Genomic DNA, 20,124 nt, shown 5'->3' with positions numbered 1-20,124 from the left:
GCCGGCGCTGGCGTGCCGGCGCGGCCGGCATGCGGGCCGTGCGCTGCCCGCGCAGCATCTCGCGCTTGTGTCCGGCGCCCGGCATCTTCTGCCAGGCGAAGCCGGCCGCCGCGGCATGCTCGCGCACAACCCGCGCACAGCTATAGCTGGCGAAGGTCGCACCGGGCCGGCTGGCCGCGGCCAGGCCGCGAAACACGGCCGCGCGCCACATCGCCGGATTGCGGGCCGGCGCGAAGCCGTCCAGAAACCATGCATCGGCAAGCCCGTCCAGGCCGGATAGCGCGGCCTCGACATCGTCGAAAACCAGATCCAGCGTGACGCGGTCATCGAGATGCAGCCGGTGGGTGCCGCGCACGAGCGCCGGCCACTGGTCCGCGATCCGCGCGGCATCAGCCGCCAGCGCCGGATGCCCGCGCCAGAGTGCGCGCAGATCGCCGGCGGTCAGCGGATGACGCTCGATCGACACGATATGCAAGCGCGCGGTGGCCGGTGCCAGGTCACGAAACAGCCGCCATGCCAGCATGACGTTGCGCCCGGTGCCGAAGCCCGTCTCGCCAATCACGAACGGACGGGGCTGCCGCCAGTGCGCCCAGCGTGCCGGCAGATCATTGCCCTCGATGAATACATGACGCGATTCGGCCAGGCCATCGTCGACCGAAAAGTAGACATCGTCGTAGGCCGGCGCGCGCGGTGCGTGCCGGTCGATCTCGATCGTGCCCGGCTCGATGCCGAGGCGTTCGCCCTCGCGTGGGCTCACGACGACGCCCGGACACGCCTGGTCAGTTTCTGCGCAATACGCCGCGGGCGCCCGCGCCGCGGCCGATCGCAGCGGTTCGTCACGGATCGCGCACAGGGTTGTCCACAGAGACTGTGTGTAATGTCAGGCACGGGCGCTATCGGGTCAGAGACTGAAATGCATGCTCGATGCCGAACGGCACGAACGGCAGGCCGATCAGCGCCAGCATCAGCAGCCGCACGGCCGCGCTGGCCATGCCGGCCGCGAAGATCAGCATCGGCACGCCCAGCCGCCGGGCCTTGGTTGGGATCATCGTAGGGGCAGTCTTTATTCGCCCTGCATGATAGACGAGGCGGCCGACCAGGGCGTACACACGAGACCGGGCCGCGCCCGTTGGTCAGAATCTGACCAGAGGCCGTCCCGACGCCCGCGGGCTGTGGATTCCGCGCACTTCGCCGGGTGTTGCGAACAGGGTTATCCACAGATGGTGTGTACAACGGTCGCCGCCGAACCATCGATCTGCGATCATCGCCGCATGGCAGAATCCGGCGTCATCCGATCACGTGTATTGCGGTGGCTTTTGCGCGCTCTGGCCTTCGCCTGCATTGGCCTTGGCGCCATCGGCGTGGTATTGCCCGGCCTGCCCACCACGCCCTTTGTTCTGGTCGCGGCCTGGGCGGCCGGCAAATCCTCGCCCGAGCTGCGGCGCCGGCTGCGTTCACATCCGCACTTCGGGCCTGCGCTGGTGGCCTGGGAAGATGAACGCGCGATCCCGCGCCGCGCCAAGTGGCTCGCGGTGGCGCTGATGGCGACCAGTTGGATCCTGCTCTGGTGCACCATCGAGCATCGCGGCGTGATCGCTCTGGTCGGCGCCATGCTGGCGGCCATGGCGGTGTTTGTCTTCACCCGGCCGGAGCCATCGGCACGGGGCATCGACAAGTAGCCCCGCGGCCCGACCAAGGGCCGTTGTACTGCCGGGTCGCGGGCACCGGGCCACCCTGTTATCGCCGTATTCCGGCCATCTTTTCGCGCGCTTCGCCAGCGCCTGAAACGGCAACGGGCCCGCACTCAGCCCTTCGTCGCCAGCCTGTAGGCGATCACATAGTCACCCGCTGTCGTGCCGGACGTGCCGTGGCCACCAGCCGTCACCAGCAGATACTGCCGCCCCCCGGCTTCATAGGTCATCGGCGTGGCATCGCCGCCGGCCGGGAGTCGCGCCCGCCAGAGCTGTCGGCCGGTCGCCATGGCGTAGGCGCGCACGTAATCGTCCAGCGCGCCCGTTTCGAAGGCCACGCCGCCGGCGGTGGCGATCGGCCCGCCGAGCGCCGGTACGTCCACCGGCAGCGGTAGCGACAGGATCCGGGGGCGATCGCGCGCGGCCCCGCTGGCATGGCGCCAGGCGATCCGGCGCTTCTGCAGATCGATACCGGCCACGTCGCCCCAGGACGGTGCCTGACAGGGCAGACCGAGTGGCGATATGAACGGCCCGGTCTTCACGGCATACGGCGCGCCCGTATTCGGCTGCGGCCCCCCGTTACCGGAACCGGCCTTTTCCTTTCGTTTCGCCTGCTCACGCGGCACCAACCGGCGCACGGAGGCGAGGTACGTGGGCGCGACGAACAGACTCTGATCCGCCGGATCGACAGCCACGCCGCCCCAGTTCATGACGCCGGGGTTGCCGGGATACGAAATTGAGCCCCTGCGCGACGGCGGCGTGAACGGGCCGTCGTAGCGCAGCGCGTGAAACCGGATGCGGCACGCCAGTTGATCGAACGGCGTGACGCCCCACATGTCGGCACCGGTGAGCCGACGCGGCACGAGGCTCAACGCCGAATGCGGCTGGGTCGGCGCGGTATGCACACCCGCCACGGCGCCCTGCGGCGCGGGCCGCTCGTGGATCGGCACCACCGGCTTGCCGGTCACCCGATTGAACACATACAGCTGCCCCTGCTTGGTCGGCTGGATCACCACCGGCTGCATCCCGTGGTGGCGGGTGGCCATATCGGTCAGCACCGGCTGGGCCGGCGGGCCCAGGTTCCAGAGATCGTGATGGGTCAGCTGCCGGTGCCAGGCCACCTGCCCGGTCTTGACATGCAGCACGACCAGCGACGCACTGTATTTTTTGTCCGCGGCCGAGCGCTGGCCGCCGAACTGACCGGGCCTGGCATTGCCGACTGGCAGGTACAGCAGGCCGCGCTTGAGGTCGACGCTCATCGGTGCTCCGACGTTCGGCGCGTTGCGCGTGTCGCGCGGGTTCGTCCCGGTCGGATTGCCGGCGTCCCAGCGCCACACCCGCTTGCCCGTCCTGGCGTCGTAGGCGCGCACCACGCCCGCGGGCTCGTCGGTCGCGCTATTGTCGATGACGCGGCCGCCGACGATCACCAGACCGTCGGCCACCACGGGCGGCGAGGTCGAATAATAGCCGCCCGGCTTGAGCGGACGCTGGTGTCGGGCCAGATCGATCTGGCCGTCGTGGCCGAAATTCGCGCAGCGCTGGCCGGTATCGGCATTGATCGCGATCAGGCGCGCATCCGCGGTTGGCAGGAATATCCGGCGCGGACAGGCCTGTGCCGCCGGCGCGTTCTGGGTGTTGTTCCTGTCCGCGACCGGCTTGACGCCGGCGGCCCCGTCTTGTTTCGGCTCGCTGGCGGCCTGATACGCCACGCCGCGGCAGGTCATGCGGGCCCGGCCCGGGGAATTTTTCGCGCCCTGCGGGCTGAACTGCGTGTTGTAGCGCCAGCGGATGCGGCCGGTTTCGGGATCGAGTGCCAGCAGCTTGCTGTGCGGCGTGCAGACGTAGAGCGTGTGATTGACCTTGAGCGGCGTGTTCTCGTCGCTGCCCCCGGCCGCATCGTGCGCCCCGGGCCGATCCCCGGGCCGATCCCCGGTCCGGATCTTCCAGGCCACCTTGAGCCGGCCGACGTTTTTCGTATTGATCTGATCGAGCCGCGAGTAATGCGTACCGGCATCGGTGCCGCCATAGGACGGCCAATCCGCCCCGGCGGCGTATGCCGGTTTCACCGGATGATCGCGATGGGCCGGGATCCGACCGGTGAGGCGGCCGGGGTCGGGCGTGAACTGGCTGCCGACGGCGAGCCCGAACACCGCCAGCACCGCGACCGCCAGAGTCGGGGTGGCCAGACCATTACCGGCTCGCCGCCGACGCGCGGCCAGCGGCCGGCGAATCCACGGCAACAGCAGGATCGCGCCGATCACCGCCCATAGCGCCAGCCGCGGCACCAGCGCCCAGCCAAAAAAGCCGGCCTCGTAGACCGACCACACGGCCGAAGCCATCAGGATCAGGCCGTACAAGCCGAGCGCGGATGAACGCGCGGCGATGAACAGCACCCCGTCGAGCGCGAACGCTGCTCCGGCGCTGGCGTAGTACGCCGAGCCGCCGACCATGACAAGCTTGATGCCACCGGCGAGCAGGGCCAGGCCGGCCAGCAGCAGGACCAAGCCGATACACACCGGCAGGACACGTGAGGCCAGGCGTTGGTCGGTGTCGTTCATGAGGTCATCCCGAAGGCGGTGCCATCGCACGCGCGCCGAACCGGCGCCGGGCGGCACAATTTACGGCCCGGGCCCGGGCCTGTCGACCGGCGACTGTTATCACGCCTGATTCGACGTTTTTTTAACGCGGCGGACGCACTGTCGCGCCCATCCGTCAAGCGTCGACTTTTCACTTAGGAAACACAGGTATATGATCGTAGAGTCGTTGTCGCCCTCTGTTATCAAACCACGCGAAAGAAGATCGATGCGTCGCCCCCTCATTCTGGCCCCGATCCTGCTCATCGCCGCGCTTGCGGGCTGCCAGTCCGATAGTTCGATTTCCTCTTCCTCGCCCGAGGTGTCACCTTGCAACCGGCTGCGCAACATCGATGTGCCGGCGCAGGGATTCGACGACACGGCCCATTCGCTGGCGCGCACCACCGGCTGCTTCATCAAGACCGATCTGGCCGACACCGGCTCGATCCACGTGGCTGCGGTATCCGGCCACCTGTCGATTGCCGCGGCCCTGTCGCGCGCGCTGGCGCCGACCCAGCTGCAGGTGACCCAGAACGGCGACACGCTGATCGTGCATTCCTGAAACGGCCGCCGATCGCCGGCCACGTTCGCAGCGACGACTGGCGATGACCACCGTCGACCGCGATGGTGGGCCAGCAGCAACCGCGCGCCGCTCAGACCCTCCGGCTTGCCGAGCCGTTGCTGCGGGATGCACCGGATCATGCGCCGGCTGGCTTCGGTGGCGAAGGCGTCGCGATACGCGAGGCGTGGCCACAGGCTCGTGCAAGCATCGCGCGCTCGGCGCATCAATCGAGGGTTTCGCGCGCGATGCGCACGATGCGCTCGCGCAGCCAGCGATGCGCCGGGTCGTGATGATCGAGCGCACCCCAGGCGATGCCGACCTGGAACTCGGGCAGTTCGACTGGCGGGTCGAGCACGGCAAGGCCGAGATGCCGCGCCTGGTAACGCGCGATGCGCGCCGGCAGGGTCGCGATCATATGGCTTTCGGCGACCAACTGACGCGGCAATTGGTAGTGCCGGGTGAGCACGCTGATCTCGCGCGCCAGGCCGCGATCGGCCAGCACCTCGTCCAGACGCGATAGGCCGATGCCGGTCTGGGTGATCAGAATATGCCGCTGGGCCAGAAAGGCCTCCAGCGTGAGCTCGCCGCCGGCGGCCGTCAGCGCCGGATGATCGCTGCGAATCAGGCAGGCCAGCCGGTCCCGCCACAGCCGCTGGTGGTGAAAATTGGCGGGCAACTGGCCGAACTGATTGACCAGGACATCGGCCTCGCCGCGCTCGATCTGGCCGATGGCGTCGCCCGAGGCCGACAGGATGTTGAGCGCGATGCCGGGCGCCTCGGTTTCCAGCACCGCGACCACATGCGGCATGAGCACCGAGGCCGCATAGTCCGTGATCAGGATGGTGAACAGGCGCTCGGCGGTGGCCGGCTCGAACGCGCGATTGGGCGCGATCGCGGCTTCCATCTGAGCGAGCGCGTTGCGCACCGGGCGCTGCAACTGCTCGGCGCGGGCCGTGGGCTGCATGCCGCCGGCCGTGCGTACCAGGATCGGATCGCCCAGCAGCTTGCGCAGACGCTTGAGCGCGTTGCTCATGGCCGGCTGGGTGATGTTCATGGCCTCCGCCGCCCGCGTGACACTGCGTTCGCGCAGCAGCGCATCCAGCATCACGAGCAGATTGAGATCGACGTCGCGAATATTCATCGGATGAATATAAAGGGCCGCGGGCGCGCCACGCGAGATCGCCCGGATCGCGGCTCTGGCCTCGGGGCCTGGTGTATTCATGACCCGCGCGCTGCCACCTGACGCGGCATCGCATGGGTGCATTAACCTACCGTCGACCGCAGAATAGCCCGCTCGCCCATTCACGCTGGCGCCCATGACCGATTCACGCTCTGCCTCCGAGCCGGCCGCGCGCCGGCTGCTGACCCTGGCCGGCCTGCTGCTGGTCGCCCTGAACCTGCGCCCGGCGCTGACCAGCGTATCGCCGGTGCTCACGCGTATCGGCCACGATCTGGGCCTGGCCTCGGCCGGCCAGGGGCTGCTCACCACCCTGCCCGTGCTCTGCCTCGGGCTGGCGGCTCCGCTGGCCCCGCGTCTGGCACGCCGTGCGGGGCCCGAGCGCGCCGTGCTCGTAGTGCTTATCGTACTGGCGCTGGCCATTCTGGTGCGGCCCTACAGTGGCGAGGCCGGGATGTTCGTCGGCACCGCACTCGCCGGCGGCTGCATCGGTGTGCTGGGTGTGCTGCTGCCCGGGCTGGTCAAGCGCGATTTCCCGGATAACGTCAGCGTGATGACGGGCCTGTACACCATGTCGCTTTGTCTGGGGGCATCGCTGGCGGCCGGCGCGACCGAGCCGTTGCGGCTCCTGTTTTCCGGCGCCTGGCGCCCGGCGCTGGCGTTCTGGCTGGTGCTGGCCGTGATCGCGGCCGTGGCCTGGATCGCACAGATGCACACCGTGCGCAAGCCGGCCGCGCCGTCGGGCGGGCCGCGCCGCGTGCATCGCGATCCGCTGGCCTGGCAGATCACGGCGTTCATGGGGCTGCAGAGTTCGCTGGCCTATACCGTGTTCGGCTGGCTGCCGACGATTCTGTCGGATCGTGGCATGGCCGCCGTGTCGGCCGGGCTCGCACTGTCGGTGTCGATTCTGGTGCAGCTGGCCAGCGCGATCATCGCGCCGGCGATCGGCGCTCGCATGCGTGATCAGCGCGCCGTGCTCACCACCGTCATGCTCATCACATTGATCGGCCTGGGCGGCTGTCTGTATGCCCCGATCGGCGGCATCTGGTTCTGGGTGGTCGTGCTTGGGCTCGGTCAGGGCGGCACCTTCAGCATGGCGCTGACGCTGCTCGCGTTGCGGGCACCGAATGCCGAAACCGCCGCCGAACTGTCGGGCATGGCCCAGGGCGTGGGTTATGTACTGGCCGCGCTGGGCCCGCTCGCGGTGGGCCTGATTCACCAGTTCTTCGGCAGTTGGTCGGCGGTCGGCGTGCTGGTCGGGCTGATCGGACTGGCGGCGATTGCCGCCGGCCTGGGCGCGGGGCGCGACCGCCTGGTCACGGCGCACCACTGAACGGCGCGCGCCGCCATCGGCCGATTCCGCCGCGCGCCTGGACCGTCTCGATCACAGGCGCCAAACGACCGGGCCCCGCACCGAAACCATTCGGCGAGGTATCCCGCTCAGCCGGGCACGCGCCATTCGTGCCTGATGTCTTGCGCATCGCCTGCCGCGAACGACCACAGGCTGTCATCGGAGGCGGCCGCGATCGACAGCCGGCCCCGCGGCAGGAACACGCCGGTATCGAGCCAGCGGGTATTGCCGCAGGCCACGGCCGACGGCATCGGCGTATGGCCGAAGAACACGCGATCGATGCCGGCGACATCGATCTCGCCACGCGGGCGCCGTCCCTCGACCCTGCCCACAACCTTGCCTGCCCGATCGCGGCTCCACAGGGCGTGCTGCAGTATCGACGACCCGGCGGCGGCATCGGCGATGGCGGCGGTGGTGGCCGGCCAGCTCGCCGCCGGCACATCGGCATGGAGCAGTCCGATCTGCCGGCCATCGGCCAGTTCCACGGCCAGCGCGTACGGCAGCGCGGCCAGCGCCGCAAGCAATGGGCGGGCCCGGTTTTCTTCCAGGCTTTCGAACCAGTGCCCGCCGTTCTGGTACCAGAGCGCGCGCGCCGCCCGGTCGGCCGCGTCGCCGCCCACACCCACGGCATCCAGCATCATCTGTTCGTGGTTGCCGCGTACCGCGAAGAACCAGGGTTGACGCAGAAAGTCCGCCGCGCGGTGGCTTTCCGGCCCGCGGTCGACGAGATCGCCCACCGACAGCAAGCGATCGCGATGGATATCGAAGCCAAGATGCGACAGCGCGGCTTCCAGTACCGGGAAATAGCCGTGGATATCGCCGACGATGTAATCCTCGCCCCGGGTGTTCGGCGGTAACCGTTGAATACGTGGCGCGCTCTGCATGGGCCAAGCATCCCATGCCCGGCCCCGGCGCGTGAAGAGACGCCGGCCCGGGGCACGTCCGGGCGCGTACTGTTGCCGCATCGCGCCGGTTACGGGCCAGCCCACGCGAGACAAAAAACCGGCCGCCTCGCCGACGGCCGGTTTGATTCAAGCGCTAATGCCCTGGCTTACGGCGAGACCTGCTTGGTCGGCATCACCAGGATTTCCTGGGCATTGACGTGGCCGGGCTGGGCGAAGGCATAGACCAGCGAACTGGCGATGTCCTCGGGGTGCAGCGCATCGACCTTGTCGCGGCGCTCCTGCATGGCGTCCTCGCTCACATTGAAGCCCCAGTTGGTATAGACCGCGCCGGGTTCGATCAGCGATACGCGGATACCGTCGCCACCCAGCTCCTTGCGCAGGGTGTCGTGGAAACCGACCACGGCAAACTTGGTCGCGCAGTAGACCGACCAGCCGGGCACGCCGAAGCGGCCACCCACGCTGGAAACAGTCGAGATCATCGGCGCCTCGCGCCCCTTCATCAGCGGGATCGCGGCCTGGGTGCAGTTGAGAACGCCGTACAGATTGGCGTCGATCTGCTTCTTCCATTCCTCGGGCCTGGACTCGGCGAACGGGTCGTTGTAGCCGACACCGGCGTTGTTGAACATCAGATCCACCGCGCCGTAGTCGGCCTTGATGCGCTCGAACAGCCGGGCCACGGCCTCGGCATCACCGACATCGGTGGGCATGGCACTCGCCTTGGCGCCGAGTTCGTCGGCGAGTTTTTCGATTTTGTCGGCGCTGCGCGCGACGAGGATGACCTGGGCGCCTTCGGCGACCAGCGCCCGCGCCGTGGCTTCACCGATGCCGCTGGAGGCGCCGGTGATGACACAGATGTTGTCGGTCAGATCGCGATATTGCATTGGCAGGGATCCTCTAGTCGGCCACGCGTCATGGCGCGGCCATTGAAGTGTTGACCCTCAGAACCTTGCGCGCGATCGACTTTTTTCAAGTCTCGGCTTCGACCAGCGTCAGCCGCTCGTAGTCCTTGACGATGCGCCCGGCCGGGATCACGCGGCCATGGAACGCGGCATACACGCCGGGCACGACCAGGCGTGCGGCCATGACGGCCTGGGCCACGTTCTGGGCGGCATCGCTGTCGGCCACGCGATACGGTCGCATCGCGCCGGTGAGCACGATCGGGCAACCGGGGCCGTCCAGGGCTTCGGCAAGCGCCTCGGCCGTACGCGCCAGCGTATCGGTGCCGTGGGTGATCACGATGGCATCCGCGTCATCGGCCGCCAGGCAGTCGCGTGCCGCGGCCACGACCTCGGCGCGCTCGGCCTCGCCCATCGCCAGTGAGTCGATCGACATCACACGCCGGACCTCGATCCGCACGTCGGGCTGGTCGAGATGCGCGAGCAGTGTCTCGATAACCGGTCTGTCCAGCGTGAGCGCGCCGGCAGTGGCGTCATAGCTTTTCTCTATGGTGCCGCCGGTGGCCAACAGCACGATACGAAACGGCGAGCGCGATGAAACGTTCATGTTGAATGCCCGAAACAAGGGGAAACTCCCAGTCTACCGCCCGCACCCATCGAATCGGTGCCGCAACGTGCCAAACTGGCGGCAGACCGTCGACTCCTCGAAGCGACACCGCGCCCGTCGGATCGCGAGGCGCCGGCTCGGGGAGCGCGCAGACGTCGCCCGGCCGTAGGGCCGCTGCTTGGATTTGCCCGGGGACAGACCACTTGGCATCGATCTCACATTCCTCCGCCAACCGCTTCGAGCGCGGTGTCTGGTGGGCTGCCGCGCTGCTCGTGTCGCTGTTCTGCACCGCAGTCCAGCTATCGATCACCGCACCGTACCGCCTGACCAGTTTCGCCCGCATGACGCATTTCACCGCCGTGGAGCCGTTCCAGCACCGGGTGTTGATCCCGGCCCTGGCGGCTGCCATCGAGCATCTGGCGCCGCTCGGACCGCATCTGGTATTCGGCCTGCTGGAAGTGGTGGCCTGGATGGCGCTGATCATGCTGGCCTACCGCGCGGTCGAACGTTTCGGCATCGCCGAAACCGAAGCGCTCAAGCGCCTGCTCGCACTCTCGATTGTCCTGCCGCTGGCGATCGTGGTGCTCATGCCCGATCTGCGGGTCTGGCCGCTGATTTCGCTCGACGGCGGCACCCTCGACCTGGGCAACTGGAGCGCGCGCACGCTGTTCTATTACCCCTACGACCTGCCGGCCGCGGCCTTCACCCTGGCCCTGCTGCTGGCGGTGGCCGACTGGGGCGATCGCCCGGAATGGCGGCGCCTGGGCGGATTCGCGATCCTGTTCGCGCTGGCGACCGTCAATCGCGAGACCACGCTGTTCGTCATCCCCATGGCCGCGTTGATGCTCGCCGGGCGGCTGCCGATGACCCGGTTCGCCGCGCTGCTCGGGCTGATGCTGGCATTGTATGCCGCCGTCGAGTGGCCCCTGCACTGGCTTTTCTCCAACCAGCCGAATCCGCACGCCGCGCTCGGCGACACCCAGTACGAGCTGCACATCACGGAAAACCTGCGGCTGCTGTCACATCCGGCTTATCTGCTGACCGAGCCGGTCCGATTCGTGGGCGGCTGCTGGCTGGTGGTCGTGCTGTGGTGGCGCTGTATCGATCGCCGCCTGCGGGCGGCGATCCTCGGTCTGGCCGTGCCGCTGATCCTGGTCGGCATCGTGGTCGGGCGCATCGCCGAGCACCGCATCTTCATCGAGGCCGTGCCCCTGTTCTGGCTGGCCGGTCTGCAGGCCATCCGCGGCCGGCTCGCGGCCGAGGCCGCGCCGCCCCGATAGCGTATCGATCAGCCGGCCAGTGCCTCGAACACACGCGCCACCGCCTCGGCGCCGGGATCGACCACGCCGGTCAATGCCTCGTCGCGGACATAGGCCGCGCGACCGGCGCCGGCATGGCCCATGTCGGCCGTGGCGTCGGCACCGGCGCGCGCCGCTTGCGCCGCGTCGCCAAGCGAACCACCGTCGGCCAGCGCCTGAGCCGCGGGGACGAGCGCATCGAGCATGGTGCGATCACCCGCTTGCGCGCCACCGTAATCCTGCATGCGGCCGATACCGGCCGCCAGCGCCGCGCCGAAGGCATGGCCGTCGCGCAGGGCCGCGGCGGTCGCGGTGAACAGGATCGACAGCAACACGCCGGACGAGCCGCCCATCTCGCGCGCCAGCAGATCGCCGATTTCGTCGGCCAGCAACGCCGGCTCGCCGGTGGACACGCGATCATCATCCAGCGCGCCGCGGATCGCCTTGGCGCCTCGATTGAAGGCGGTGCCGGTATCGCCGTCGCCGGCCGCGGCGTCCAGATCGTCGAGCTCGGCGCGGGCCAAGGACAGGGCATCGGTGGCCGCCCGGATGCGATCCGCGCGCGCCGGATCACGCCCGCCGGCGCCGGGCGCCTTGTGCTCGCTGACAGTCGGCACGAAGGTCTCGGGCGCGGCCACATCGCACAGCCCGGGCCAGCCGATGGCAGCCACCGGGCTGGCCAACGCGGCCCGTGCGTCATCGTCGATCGGCAGCAGTGTGATCGAGAAGCCGTGCATGTTCATGGAACTCATCACCGGTGCCGGTAGCACTGCCGCGCGCACTCGATCGGCCGGCAACCGGGCCAGCACTTCGCCGGTAAGTACCGCCATCTCCTGGGTCGAGCAGCCGCCCAGGTTGTTGATCAGGACCACCCAGCGGGCATCGCCGTCATGACGCGCCTCGGCGGCCTCGATCAGCGGCTCCAGCGCCAGCCGGACGGCATCGGCGGCGTTCTCGGGCGCGACTTCGCGCACACCCGGCTCGTTGTGGATGCCCAGCCCCAGTTCCGGCGAACGGGGCTCGCGTTTGCCGCCCGGCAACGTCGCGCTGGACAACGACAGGCCGATCGAGACCAGCCCGTCTATGGTCGTCTGTGCCGCACGCGTCACCGTATCGAGATCCGCACCGGCGGCGGCATGGTGGCCGGCGATCTTGTGTACCAGCACCGTCCCGGCCAGCCCACGCGCGCCGACGTCCTCGGGTAGCGAGATATCGTCGGCCACGATCACGCTGCGCACGGTGTAGCCCTCGCGGGCGGCGCGCTCGGCCGCGAGGCCGAAATTGAGCCGGTCGCCGGTGTAGTTCTTGATCACCAGCAGACAGCCGGCCGGCCCGGTCACTTCGCGGATCGCGGCCAGCACGGCCTCGACGCTGGGCGAGGTGAACAAGTCGCCGGCGATGGCGGCGGCCAGCATGCCGCGGCCGACAAACCCGGCGTGGGCCGGCTCGTGACCCGCGCCGCCGCCGGAAATCACCGCCACCCGGCTGTTGTCGAAATCGCGATCCACGATCAACCGCATGCCGGACGCCCGCTCGCTCACGCGTACCGGCGCGATCCGGGCCAGCCCCGACAGACCCTCGTCGACCACGTCATCGGCGGCATTGAAGAAGAAATCCATGGCCGGCTCCCGTGTGTTGCCTGCCGCAAGCCTACCGTGGTAGCGGCCGCCGAGCCCAGCCGGCGTTGATGGCGAGCGCGCCGCCGATGATCGCCGCGCCGATCGCCAGCCGCAGCAGATCGGCATCGCGATTCCAGATCAACAGATTCACGACCAGGCCAGCCGGGATCAGGGCATTGTTCATGACGGCGAGTGTGCCGGCATCGACCATCGCCACGCCACGATTCCAGGCATAGTAACCGGCACCGGAGGCCACGATCCCGAGCCAAAGCAACACGCCCCACTCGACCGGCGTGTCGGGCAGGGCCGAACGGTCGCCGAACAGGGCGAAGCCGAGCGCGGCCACCGGCCAGGCGCCGGCGAAGAACCAGCCGAACTGGCGATGCAGCGGCACGGCGGCAGACAGCCGCGGCGCCAGTCGTCGATAGCCCACCTGACCGATCGCGAAACACAGGTTCGCCCCCTGCATGAGGGCAAAGCCAAGCCAGACGTTTTCGCCGACGTCGGTGTAGCGGATCACGCCCGCCCCGGCGACGGCCAGCAGCGCCACCAGCAGATACCGCGGCGCGAACCGGCCGGCCAGCAGATCATCGAGCAGGGTGATGTAGACCGGGGTAAGAATCGAGAACAGCAGCACCTCCGGCACCGACACGAACAAAAACGACTGATAGAAAAACAGATACATCAGCCCGATCTGGACCGCCCCGACCGCCATCAAGCCCAGCGCGGGCCCGCGCCCCGTGGCGTGCGGGCGCAGCATCGGCGCAAACACGGCGAACGCCAGCGTAATGCGTGTCAACACGGCAAAATAGTCATCCACCTGGCCGGCCAGATAGACGCCGATCAGGCTGAAGGAAAACGCCCAGAGAACAGTGACGGCAACGAGATAGCTCATGACAATCGCAGCGACGGCGGAAGACGGGGCAAGCGACACGATTATACGGACCTGGCAGCGGCTGCCCGGGCTGCGTGCGCTGTCGTTCGTGGCCGAACCGGGCGCGGCCTCCCAGACCGGCTGGCGCGGTGCCGGCCGCGCCGAGATCACGGCCATGCCCGACGGCGACGCCTGGCGCCTGACCGAGCGCGGCCGGTTCTCACCGGCGGGCGCGGCGCGCCCGGTGGCATTCCATAATGTCTATCGCTGGGTGCGGGCCGACAACCGCCTGCGGCTCTACCACGAGCGCTTCGGCACGGCCGCGGCCGTGTTCCTGTTCGAACTGGTGGCCGACGGCGGGCGGCGCCTGGTCTGCCGACAACCCCATCTTTGCGGCGACGATGTCTATCGCGGCACGCTCGAACTGGTCCACGATGGCTTCGATCTGGACTGGTCGATCACCGGGCCACGCAAGTACGAGCATCTGTACTATCGCTATCGCGCGTCGCCGATCGCGCCGAACGACGAAATCCGCCATGACCGATAACGACAGCGCGCAACGCATCACCACCGAACCCGTGGCCACGACCGTCATCGTGAGCGTCGACACACGGTTGATCGCGCACTCCCGCCGCGCCGTGTTGCTGACCGAGCGCGGCTACCGACCGAGGCTGTACCTGCCGCGCGGCGATATTGCCGCCGGCGTGCTGATCGATTCGGATACGCGCACGCATTGCCCCTACAAGGGCGACGCCCGTTATTTCCATGTGACGATCGACGGACAGCGCTATACCGATGCCGCCTGGTCCTACGACGAGCCGCTCGCCAGCGTGGCGGCGATCGCCGGCCGGGTGGCGTTCGACCACCCGGCGATCCGGGTCGACCAGCGCGGCTGAGACCATCGCCCGGGCAGGGCCGTATACTCGGGCGGGTTTTCGCCCGCCAACCGGGAATCATTATGTGGGTTACCGTCATCCTGATCGCGATCACCTGCGCGGTCTCGATCACTTGCTTTTCCAACGCGCGCCTGCTCGATCGGCTGCTGCTCTGGCCGCCAGCGGTAAGTCGCGGTGAATACTATCGGCTGCTGACCAACGCCTTCGTGCATGCCGATGGCGCGCACCTGGCCTTCAACATGATCACGCTGTTCTTCTTCGGCCGCGTGATCGAGGGCTTTTTCGAGCGCTATATCGGCGCGACCGGCTTCGTCGCCTTCTACCTGGCCGCCGCGGTGGTTTCGACAGTGCCGAGCTATCTCCAGCACCGCAACGACTCGCGCTATCGCAGCCTCGGCGCCTCGGGCGCGGTATCGGCCGTGCTGTTCGCCTTCATTCTGCTGGCGCCCTGGTCGACGATCTATGTGTTCGTGGTGCCGGTGCCGGCGATTGTCTACGGCGTGCTGTTCACCGCCTACGGGCTGTACGCCAACCGGATCGGGCACGACCACATCAACCACAGCGCACATCTGTGGGGCGCGGCCTTCGGCGTGGTGTTCACGCTGATCATGGAACCGCGGCTGGGGCCGCTGTTCCTGGCGCAGATCACCTCGCCCGGCGCGCAGTTCTGACATGCGCGTTCTGTTCTGGCTGGCCGCGATTGCCATCGTCGTGCTCTTGGTGCGCGCGCGCTGGCAACGCTGGCAGCGGCGACGACGCGGCGAGCCGGAACCGGTCCAGCAGGGCCCGCGCACGATCACGCTGGTCGTCATCGCCCTGCTGCTGGTCTACGGGCTGCTGATCGGCTATCGCCTGTTCGTCGGCGACTGGAACACGCTTCATTGAGCATGGGCGCGATGCGCCGAGGCCCGCGGGTGGTGCTGGCCGGCGGCGGCCATGCCCACGTGGAATTGTTGCGCCGCCTGGCGCTGCGGCCGACGCTGCACGATGCGTTTGCCGCCGTCGACCTGATCGAGCCGGAACGCCACATGGCCTATTCCGGCATGCTGCCGACGACCGTGGCCGGGCATTACACGTGCCAGCAGATGCAGGTCGATATCGGCCGGCTCGCGCGGCTTGCCCGGGTGACGCTGTACCGCACGCGGGTCACGCAGATCGACGCCGCCGCCCGCACGGTCACCCGCGCCGACGGCACGCGCTGTTGCTATGACCTGCTGTCGCTGAATATCGGCGCCGTACCGCGATCGATCGCCGGCGATCATCACGCGCATGTGGTGCCCGCCAAGCCGGTGACCGCGCTCTGGCACGGGCTGTCGGCGACCGAACGCCGGCTCGACGCCAGCGACCGGGCACTGGAGATCGCGGTCATCGGCGGCGGCGCGGGCGGCGTCGAACTGGCGCTCGCGCTGGCGTATCGTTGGCGCCATCCGCGGCCGGCGCCGCGCATCGCCTTGTACCACCGCGGCGACGCGCTGCTCGGTCGCGGCGAACGGGCCGCGGCGGCGGTACTGGCCGATGCACTGCTCGATGCCGGTATCGCGCGCCATCCCGGCACGACCATCGCGCGCATCACCCCGGGTACGATCGAGAGCGCCGACGGCCGCGAATTCGTTGCCGATGCGGTATTCGTGGCCACCGGCGCCGCGGTGGCGCCCGGCCTGGCGATGCGCGGTCTGGCACGGGACGAGCACGGCTTCATCCGGGTCGACACGCAGCTCCGGAGCGTCGATGCGCCCGGCGTGTTCGCCGCCGGCGACATCGCCAGCCTGCCGGTGCCCCGGCCCAAATCCGGCGTGTACGCCGTCCGCGCCGCGCCCGTGCTGGCCGACAATATCGAACGCGCCGCAACCGGCCGGCCCCTGCGTGAATTCCGCGCGCAACGGCAGGCGCTGGCCCTGATCGGTCTGGGCGCGCGCCGCGCGGTCGCGGTCCGCGGCTGGCCGGTCGCGCCCACCGGCTACGCCGTATGGCGACTCAAGCAGGCAATCGACAAGCGCTTCATCGCTCGCTACCAGGCCGGGAAAATCGCTCGCATCATGCATCGGTCGGGCGTATAATCCGCCGCCAACGCGCTCCCTTCGTCTAGCGGTCCAGGACGTCGCCCTCTCACGGCGAAAACACGAGTTCGAGTCTCGTAGGGAGCGCCATTTCCTAGCGCCGAAAGCCCCGCGTTTGACGCATTCCGGCCCGATGATTTTCGGCTGCCGCCATGGTTGCCCCGGGTCCCGGCGACAGCCGGCGCTCGCCGCGCTTCGCCAACCGCTATAAATCACGTCGTTCCCATGATCGTGGCGCCGCCGCGGGCCCATGAGGGCACGCGAATATCACGCACGCGCTGTCCGCGGTAGGCTGGTTCGGCCCCCACCCGACAGGCCGTGCTGTTCATGCCGCATCTGATCACCCATCGCCCGCGCGTCTCCAACCTCGGCTCACTTAACGAGCACAGCACCTCGCACAAGGTCTGGGAGACGATCAACGCGTTCAGCTACAAGCTGGGCGGGCTCGGATTCGTCGCCGGCAGTGTGTTCTTCTTTCCGGCCCTGTCGAAGTATCTGGCGGTGGGCGACTGGCTGTTCTTCGCCGGTTCGCTGCTGTATCTGCTGGTCACCGGTCACGACCTGCTGGAAGTGATCAAATACTGGCGCCGCCACCGGACCAACAGTTTTGCCGATTACATCGAATTCGTCGCCGCCTGGTCGTACGTGCTCGGCTCGGCGTTGTTCGTGGTCGGCAGTCTATGCTTCCTGCCGTCGCTGGGCGCAACCGTGCCCGGAGCGTGGTGTTTCATCGTCGGCTCGGTACTGTTCGTCGTTGGCGGGATGGTCAATATCCTGCAGGTGGTGGAAGCGCCTTCGCTGATCTACATGCAGTTGTTCAACGTGACCGTGGCGATGTTCCTGATCGGCTCGGCGTTGTTCACGGTGGCTTCGATTCCCTATCTCTGGGACCTGTCCGGCCCGATGAAGACCCCGATCACCACCTTCGTCGCCGCCCAGTTCCTGTTCGCGAGCATTCTTTTCTTCGCGGGCGGCATCGTCGTTTACTATCGCAAGCTGGTGCGCGACAAGCTGGAAGCGTTCTGTCATGCCAGCGGTCTCGGCACCATGTTCATCCGCGAGCTGCAGAGCGAGATCCACGACAAAGCCAAACTCGGTCAGACCTATAAGCCCGGTTAGCTGTGCCAACCCACCAACTTTCGTCCGGGCGGACCGCCTCGAAACGATTCGAGCTTTCGCAAGACAATTCGACCGGCAAGCATCATCCGGCGGCGGTACTGTGACCAGGCGCCCTATGGTCGGTCCAGGGCGTCGGGCGTCGGCGCGCGCTGCTCGCCGACCAGCCGGGCACTGATGCGGCGCAGTTCGGGCAGTTCATCGAGCAGCAACTGAAGTTGCCCGGCCACCAGGCGCACGGTGCCTTGACGTTCCGCGCGCAGGCGGGCGAGTTGATCATAGATACGCGCGGCGGCCCCGCCGTCGAACGGCGCCGGCTCCGAGCGGATCAGCCCGTGGGCCACGTGGTCCAACGCTTCGGCAATGTGGGCGACCGCCTCTTCCAGGATATCGGCATCGGCCGCGGCCAGCCGCTCGCGGTGCGCGCCCAGGGTGGACAGATGCCCGATCAGGGTCTGGGCACAGGCCAGAACGGCCAGCGCTTCACGGCTGTCGGTACGGGCGCCGTGCGGATCCTTGAGCGCGGTGGCCACATGCGTGCTCACCGCCGCGTCGGCGTTGTGCGCGTCGCGCCGGGCGATGCGATAGGCCAGGTCATCGGCGCGGCCCTGCCTATACTGCGCGAACAGCAGCCGCAGATAGGCCGCCTGCGCCGCCAGTGCGTCGGCCAGCCGATGATGCAACTCGCGCTCGCGCCAGTCCGGCAGCACCAGGAGCATGACCACGGCCGCCAGGCCGCCGCCGATCAGGGTGTCGATAAAGCGTGGCCAGATCAGATCGAAACCGTTGCCGATCTGGTTGAACGAGACCAGCACCAGCACGCTGATCGCCGCTGCGGCCGTGAAGTAGTAACGAAAGCGTGCCGCGAAGAAGACCACGCCCGAGGCCACGATCAGCAGCAACTGGACCGGCGGCGCCGGAAACAGGCGCATCAGCGCCCAGCCGATCACGAGGCCCACAACCGTACCGCCCACGCGCTGGAGAAAACGCGTGCGCGTGGCGCCATAGTCCGGCTGGCATACCAGCATGGTGGTGAGCAGGATCCAGTAGCCCTGGGTCGGATGTACCGCCAGCAGCACGAGATAACCCGCCCACATCGCCAACGACAGGCGCAGGGCATGCCGGAAGCGCGCCGAGGCCGGGGTGAGTTGAACGCGAATACGCTGCCAAATCTCCAGCGACGATTGCGGCAAAGGATTCTGCAGCATCGTATCGCCCGGTTCGGCGTCTGCGTCGCCGGCCCCGGTCACGCGCTCGGCCAACCCCCGGAGGTTGTCGGCGACGTCGTCGACCGCGTACAACAAGTCCGCCCCGGGCGCTGCCGTGAGCCTGCGACGGTAGGCGATGGCCGTGTCGAGATCGGCCACGGCGGTGTCGACTCGGCCATCATCCAGGAACGGCTCGTCATAGCGCAGCGCCTCGGCGCGGGCGCCGCAGGCCGCCCCGGTAATGCGCAGCAGGCGCTGGCAGCGGAACAACAAATCGCTGTGGTAGAACGCCTCGGTCAGCGTCTTGTACGGGTAATGGGCGGAACTGGCGCGTTCGTGGATATCCTGGGCAGCCAGATACAGGCGCAGGTTCTCGCTCATGGCCGAGCGCGAACGACGCCCGGCCAGGCGATCCATCAGGGCGAGGCGGGTATCGTTGAGCGCGCTGACGACGCGCGCGTTGGCATGGGCCAGATCGCTGCGGCGCGCGGCCACGTCCAGATCGCGCACCGGCTCGAACAGCCAGGATTTGCAGCGCAGATAGTCATCGAGCGCGGCATACAGCCGTGCCAGCGACTGGCGCACCGGCCGATGCACGAACACGGCGTTCCAGGCCAGCGCCAGCACGCCGTACCAGCCCGCGCCCACCACCAGCAGCAACGGCTCCACCCAGAACGCCCGCGGCGTGCCGGTATGCTGGGTGACGCCGATCATGGTGTAAACCGACAGCAACAAGGTGGCGTTGCCGATGGTCGCGAACCGGCCACTGGCCGCCCCCAGCATGATCAGCACGAACGTGCCCGCCGGCAACGCGAGCGCAAACGCCCAGGGTATGTCGAGCAACGCCTCGACCGTGAGCGCGGCCACCGAAAAACAGATCAGCGTGAGCAGCAGGGCCCGGGCGCGCCGGCGCCAGCTGTCGTCGGTCTCGGCAATGGCGCTGGCGATCACACCGAGCATCAGCGGAATCAGCGCGTGGGCATCCTCGCGCAGACCGGAATACAGGATGACGCCGGACAGCGCGACCAGCACCCGGATGGCATCGGCGAAACGATCGAACGCCGTGACGCGTTGCAGACGAAACCAGCGCAATGACATTCGTAACCGTCGACCCATGAAGGCGAGTGTAGCGCGGGCGCCAGCGGGCTTCGCGCAATGGCGGCGGATCAAGCCGGGCGCCGGATGATCGGCTACACTACGCGGCGCATTATACTTTAGTCTAGGGCCTGTTGCCGTTTCGTACACGTGCCGCGTTGGAGACCGCAAATCCGTCGAGACAAGGCGCGCGTCGCCG

Annotated in this window: 20 protein-coding genes and 1 tRNA gene; 11 read left to right on the top strand and 10 right to left on the bottom strand. The window is 68.3% G+C overall.

The window, feature by feature from the left end:
• Both mnmD and ACS8YF_RS17910 read right to left on the bottom strand, forming a co-directional pair.
• On the bottom strand, positions 1–757 hold a 757-nt coding region (mnmD, locus tag ACS8YF_RS17915), incomplete at its 3' end, for a tRNA (5-methylaminomethyl-2-thiouridine)(34)-methyltransferase MnmD (protein WP_440851479.1).
• Positions 758–893: 136 nt separating this feature from the next.
• Positions 894–1,049 (bottom strand): hypothetical protein, encoded by a 156-nt coding sequence (locus ACS8YF_RS17910; protein ID WP_440851478.1) that lies wholly within the window; start codon positions 1,047–1,049, stop codon positions 894–896.
• Positions 1,050–1,271: 222 nt separating this feature from the next.
• On the opposite strand from ACS8YF_RS17910, the gene ACS8YF_RS17905 reads away from it, so the two are divergent.
• The gene (locus ACS8YF_RS17905) at positions 1,272–1,679 is read left to right on the top strand and encodes a YbaN family protein (RefSeq protein WP_440851477.1); all 408 of its coding nucleotides are present in this window, start codon (positions 1,272–1,274) and stop codon (positions 1,677–1,679) included.
• A gap of 125 nt (positions 1,680–1,804) precedes the next feature.
• On the opposite strand, the gene ACS8YF_RS17900 is transcribed toward ACS8YF_RS17905, so the two are convergent.
• The gene (locus tag ACS8YF_RS17900) at positions 1,805–4,249 is read right to left on the bottom strand and encodes a membrane-bound PQQ-dependent dehydrogenase, glucose/quinate/shikimate family (protein ID WP_440851476.1); all 2,445 of its coding nucleotides are present in this window, start codon (positions 4,247–4,249) and stop codon (positions 1,805–1,807) included.
• A 244-nt stretch (positions 4,250–4,493) separates the two neighbouring features.
• On the opposite strand from ACS8YF_RS17900, the gene ACS8YF_RS17895 reads away from it, so the two are divergent.
• Positions 4,494–4,826, top strand: coding sequence for a hypothetical protein (locus ACS8YF_RS17895; protein ID WP_440851475.1), 333 nt, complete (start codon positions 4,494–4,496; stop codon positions 4,824–4,826).
• Positions 4,827–5,049: 223 nt separating this feature from the next.
• Here the strand turns inward: ACS8YF_RS17895 and ACS8YF_RS17890 are convergent, their stop codons facing one another.
• Positions 5,050–6,048, bottom strand: a complete 999-nt coding sequence (locus ACS8YF_RS17890; RefSeq protein WP_440851474.1) for a LysR family transcriptional regulator — start codon at positions 6,046–6,048, stop codon at positions 5,050–5,052.
• A gap of 94 nt (positions 6,049–6,142) precedes the next feature.
• Between ACS8YF_RS17890 and ACS8YF_RS17885 the strand changes: the two genes are divergently transcribed.
• A complete protein-coding gene (locus tag ACS8YF_RS17885; protein WP_440851473.1) occupies positions 6,143–7,336 on the top strand; it encodes a CynX/NimT family MFS transporter in 1,194 nt (397 codons plus the stop codon).
• Positions 7,337–7,443: 107 nt separating this feature from the next.
• On the opposite strand, the gene ACS8YF_RS17880 is transcribed toward ACS8YF_RS17885, so the two are convergent.
• The 3 genes from ACS8YF_RS17880 to ACS8YF_RS17870 form a co-directional block, all read right to left on the bottom strand.
• Positions 7,444–8,238, bottom strand: coding sequence for a metallophosphoesterase (locus ACS8YF_RS17880; RefSeq protein ID WP_440851472.1), 795 nt, complete (start codon positions 8,236–8,238; stop codon positions 7,444–7,446).
• A 167-nt stretch (positions 8,239–8,405) separates the two neighbouring features.
• A complete protein-coding gene (locus ACS8YF_RS17875; protein WP_440851471.1) occupies positions 8,406–9,140 on the bottom strand; it encodes an SDR family oxidoreductase in 735 nt (244 codons plus the stop codon).
• A gap of 85 nt (positions 9,141–9,225) precedes the next feature.
• Positions 9,226–9,780 carry an asparaginase domain-containing protein gene (locus tag ACS8YF_RS17870; RefSeq protein WP_440851470.1) on the bottom strand — a complete coding sequence of 185 codons (555 nt, stop codon included), beginning with the start codon at positions 9,778–9,780 and terminating at the stop codon, positions 9,226–9,228.
• Between the two features lie 185 nt (positions 9,781–9,965).
• Here ACS8YF_RS17870 and ACS8YF_RS17865 point away from each other — a divergent pair, with 185 nt between their 5' ends.
• Complete coding sequence (locus ACS8YF_RS17865) at positions 9,966–11,042, top strand: hypothetical protein (RefSeq protein ID WP_440851469.1); 1,077 nt, start codon at positions 9,966–9,968, stop codon at positions 11,040–11,042.
• Positions 11,043–11,050: 8 nt separating this feature from the next.
• Here the strand turns inward: ACS8YF_RS17865 and ACS8YF_RS17860 are convergent, their stop codons facing one another.
• Both ACS8YF_RS17860 and ACS8YF_RS17855 read right to left on the bottom strand, forming a co-directional pair.
• The gene (locus ACS8YF_RS17860; protein WP_440851468.1) at positions 11,051–12,679 is read right to left on the bottom strand and encodes a dihydroxyacetone kinase subunit DhaK; all 1,629 of its coding nucleotides are present in this window, start codon (positions 12,677–12,679) and stop codon (positions 11,051–11,053) included.
• Between the two features lie 31 nt (positions 12,680–12,710).
• A complete protein-coding gene (locus tag ACS8YF_RS17855) occupies positions 12,711–13,574 on the bottom strand; it encodes an EamA family transporter (RefSeq protein ID WP_440851467.1) in 864 nt (287 codons plus the stop codon).
• On the opposite strand from ACS8YF_RS17855, the gene ACS8YF_RS17850 reads away from it, so the two are divergent.
• The 7 genes from ACS8YF_RS17850 (at position 13,573) to ACS8YF_RS17820 (ending at position 17,625) form a co-directional block, all read left to right on the top strand.
• Positions 13,573–14,100 (top strand): DUF6314 family protein, encoded by a 528-nt coding sequence (locus tag ACS8YF_RS17850; RefSeq protein ID WP_440851466.1) that lies wholly within the window; start codon positions 13,573–13,575, stop codon positions 14,098–14,100. The two genes, ACS8YF_RS17855 and ACS8YF_RS17850, sit on opposite strands and share 2 nt — an antisense overlap.
• Complete coding sequence (locus ACS8YF_RS17845) at positions 14,090–14,449, top strand: DUF427 domain-containing protein (RefSeq protein WP_440851465.1); 360 nt, start codon at positions 14,090–14,092, stop codon at positions 14,447–14,449. Before ACS8YF_RS17850 ends, ACS8YF_RS17845 begins: the two co-directional genes overlap by 11 nt.
• A gap of 62 nt (positions 14,450–14,511) precedes the next feature.
• On the top strand, positions 14,512–15,120 hold the full coding sequence (locus tag ACS8YF_RS17840) for a rhomboid family intramembrane serine protease (RefSeq protein ID WP_440851464.1): 609 nt from the start codon (positions 14,512–14,514) through the stop codon (positions 15,118–15,120).
• A gap of 1 nt (position 15,121) precedes the next feature.
• On the top strand, positions 15,122–15,334 hold the full coding sequence (locus ACS8YF_RS17835; protein WP_440851463.1) for a hypothetical protein: 213 nt from the start codon (positions 15,122–15,124) through the stop codon (positions 15,332–15,334).
• 11 nt (positions 15,335–15,345) lie between these two features.
• Positions 15,346–16,506 carry an FAD-dependent oxidoreductase gene (locus tag ACS8YF_RS17830; RefSeq protein ID WP_440851462.1) on the top strand — a complete coding sequence of 387 codons (1,161 nt, stop codon included), beginning with the start codon at positions 15,346–15,348 and terminating at the stop codon, positions 16,504–16,506.
• 14 nt (positions 16,507–16,520) lie between these two features.
• Positions 16,521–16,596 (top strand) — tRNA-Glu (locus tag ACS8YF_RS17825).
• Between the two features lie 237 nt (positions 16,597–16,833).
• Complete coding sequence (locus ACS8YF_RS17820) at positions 16,834–17,625, top strand: YrhK family protein (RefSeq protein ID WP_440851461.1); 792 nt, start codon at positions 16,834–16,836, stop codon at positions 17,623–17,625.
• A 113-nt stretch (positions 17,626–17,738) separates the two neighbouring features.
• Here the strand turns inward: ACS8YF_RS17820 and yccS are convergent, their stop codons facing one another.
• A complete protein-coding gene (yccS, locus tag ACS8YF_RS17815) occupies positions 17,739–19,922 on the bottom strand; it encodes a YccS family putative transporter (RefSeq protein ID WP_440851460.1) in 2,184 nt (727 codons plus the stop codon).
• Positions 19,923–20,124: the final 202 nt, after the last annotated feature.

The organism is Salinisphaera sp. SWV1, from assembly GCF_052044155.1.
Lineage (GTDB): Bacteria > Pseudomonadota > Gammaproteobacteria > Nevskiales > Salinisphaeraceae > Salinisphaera.
This window is presented reverse-complemented; position numbering and strand designations above follow the sequence as displayed.

Coding starts and splice junctions, on each gene's coding strand:
- ACS8YF_RS17905 (WP_440851477.1), top strand. CDS start 1,272: ATGGCAGAATCCGGCGTCATCCGATCACGTGTATTGCGGTGGCTTTTG.
- ACS8YF_RS17890 (WP_440851474.1), bottom strand. CDS start 6,048: ATGAATACACCAGGCCCCGAGGCCAGAGCCGCGATCCGGGCGATCTCG.
- ACS8YF_RS17830 (WP_440851462.1), top strand. CDS start 15,346: ATGCGCCGAGGCCCGCGGGTGGTGCTGGCCGGCGGCGGCCATGCCCAC.
- ACS8YF_RS17835 (WP_440851463.1), top strand. CDS start 15,122: ATGCGCGTTCTGTTCTGGCTGGCCGCGATTGCCATCGTCGTGCTCTTG.
- ACS8YF_RS17875 (WP_440851471.1), bottom strand. CDS start 9,140: ATGCAATATCGCGATCTGACCGACAACATCTGTGTCATCACCGGCGCC.
- ACS8YF_RS17895 (WP_440851475.1), top strand. CDS start 4,494: ATGCGTCGCCCCCTCATTCTGGCCCCGATCCTGCTCATCGCCGCGCTT.
- ACS8YF_RS17845 (WP_440851465.1), top strand. CDS start 14,090: ATGACCGATAACGACAGCGCGCAACGCATCACCACCGAACCCGTGGCC.
- ACS8YF_RS17850 (WP_440851466.1), top strand. CDS start 13,573: ATGACAATCGCAGCGACGGCGGAAGACGGGGCAAGCGACACGATTATA.
- ACS8YF_RS17840 (WP_440851464.1), top strand. CDS start 14,512: ATGTGGGTTACCGTCATCCTGATCGCGATCACCTGCGCGGTCTCGATC.
- ACS8YF_RS17880 (WP_440851472.1), bottom strand. CDS start 8,238: ATGCAGAGCGCGCCACGTATTCAACGGTTACCGCCGAACACCCGGGGC.
- ACS8YF_RS17910 (WP_440851478.1), bottom strand. CDS start 1,049: ATGATCCCAACCAAGGCCCGGCGGCTGGGCGTGCCGATGCTGATCTTC.
- ACS8YF_RS17855 (WP_440851467.1), bottom strand. CDS start 13,574: ATGAGCTATCTCGTTGCCGTCACTGTTCTCTGGGCGTTTTCCTTCAGC.
- ACS8YF_RS17900 (WP_440851476.1), bottom strand. CDS start 4,249: ATGAACGACACCGACCAACGCCTGGCCTCACGTGTCCTGCCGGTGTGT.
- ACS8YF_RS17860 (WP_440851468.1), bottom strand. CDS start 12,679: ATGGATTTCTTCTTCAATGCCGCCGATGACGTGGTCGACGAGGGTCTG.
- ACS8YF_RS17885 (WP_440851473.1), top strand. CDS start 6,143: ATGACCGATTCACGCTCTGCCTCCGAGCCGGCCGCGCGCCGGCTGCTG.
- ACS8YF_RS17820 (WP_440851461.1), top strand. CDS start 16,834: ATGCCGCATCTGATCACCCATCGCCCGCGCGTCTCCAACCTCGGCTCA.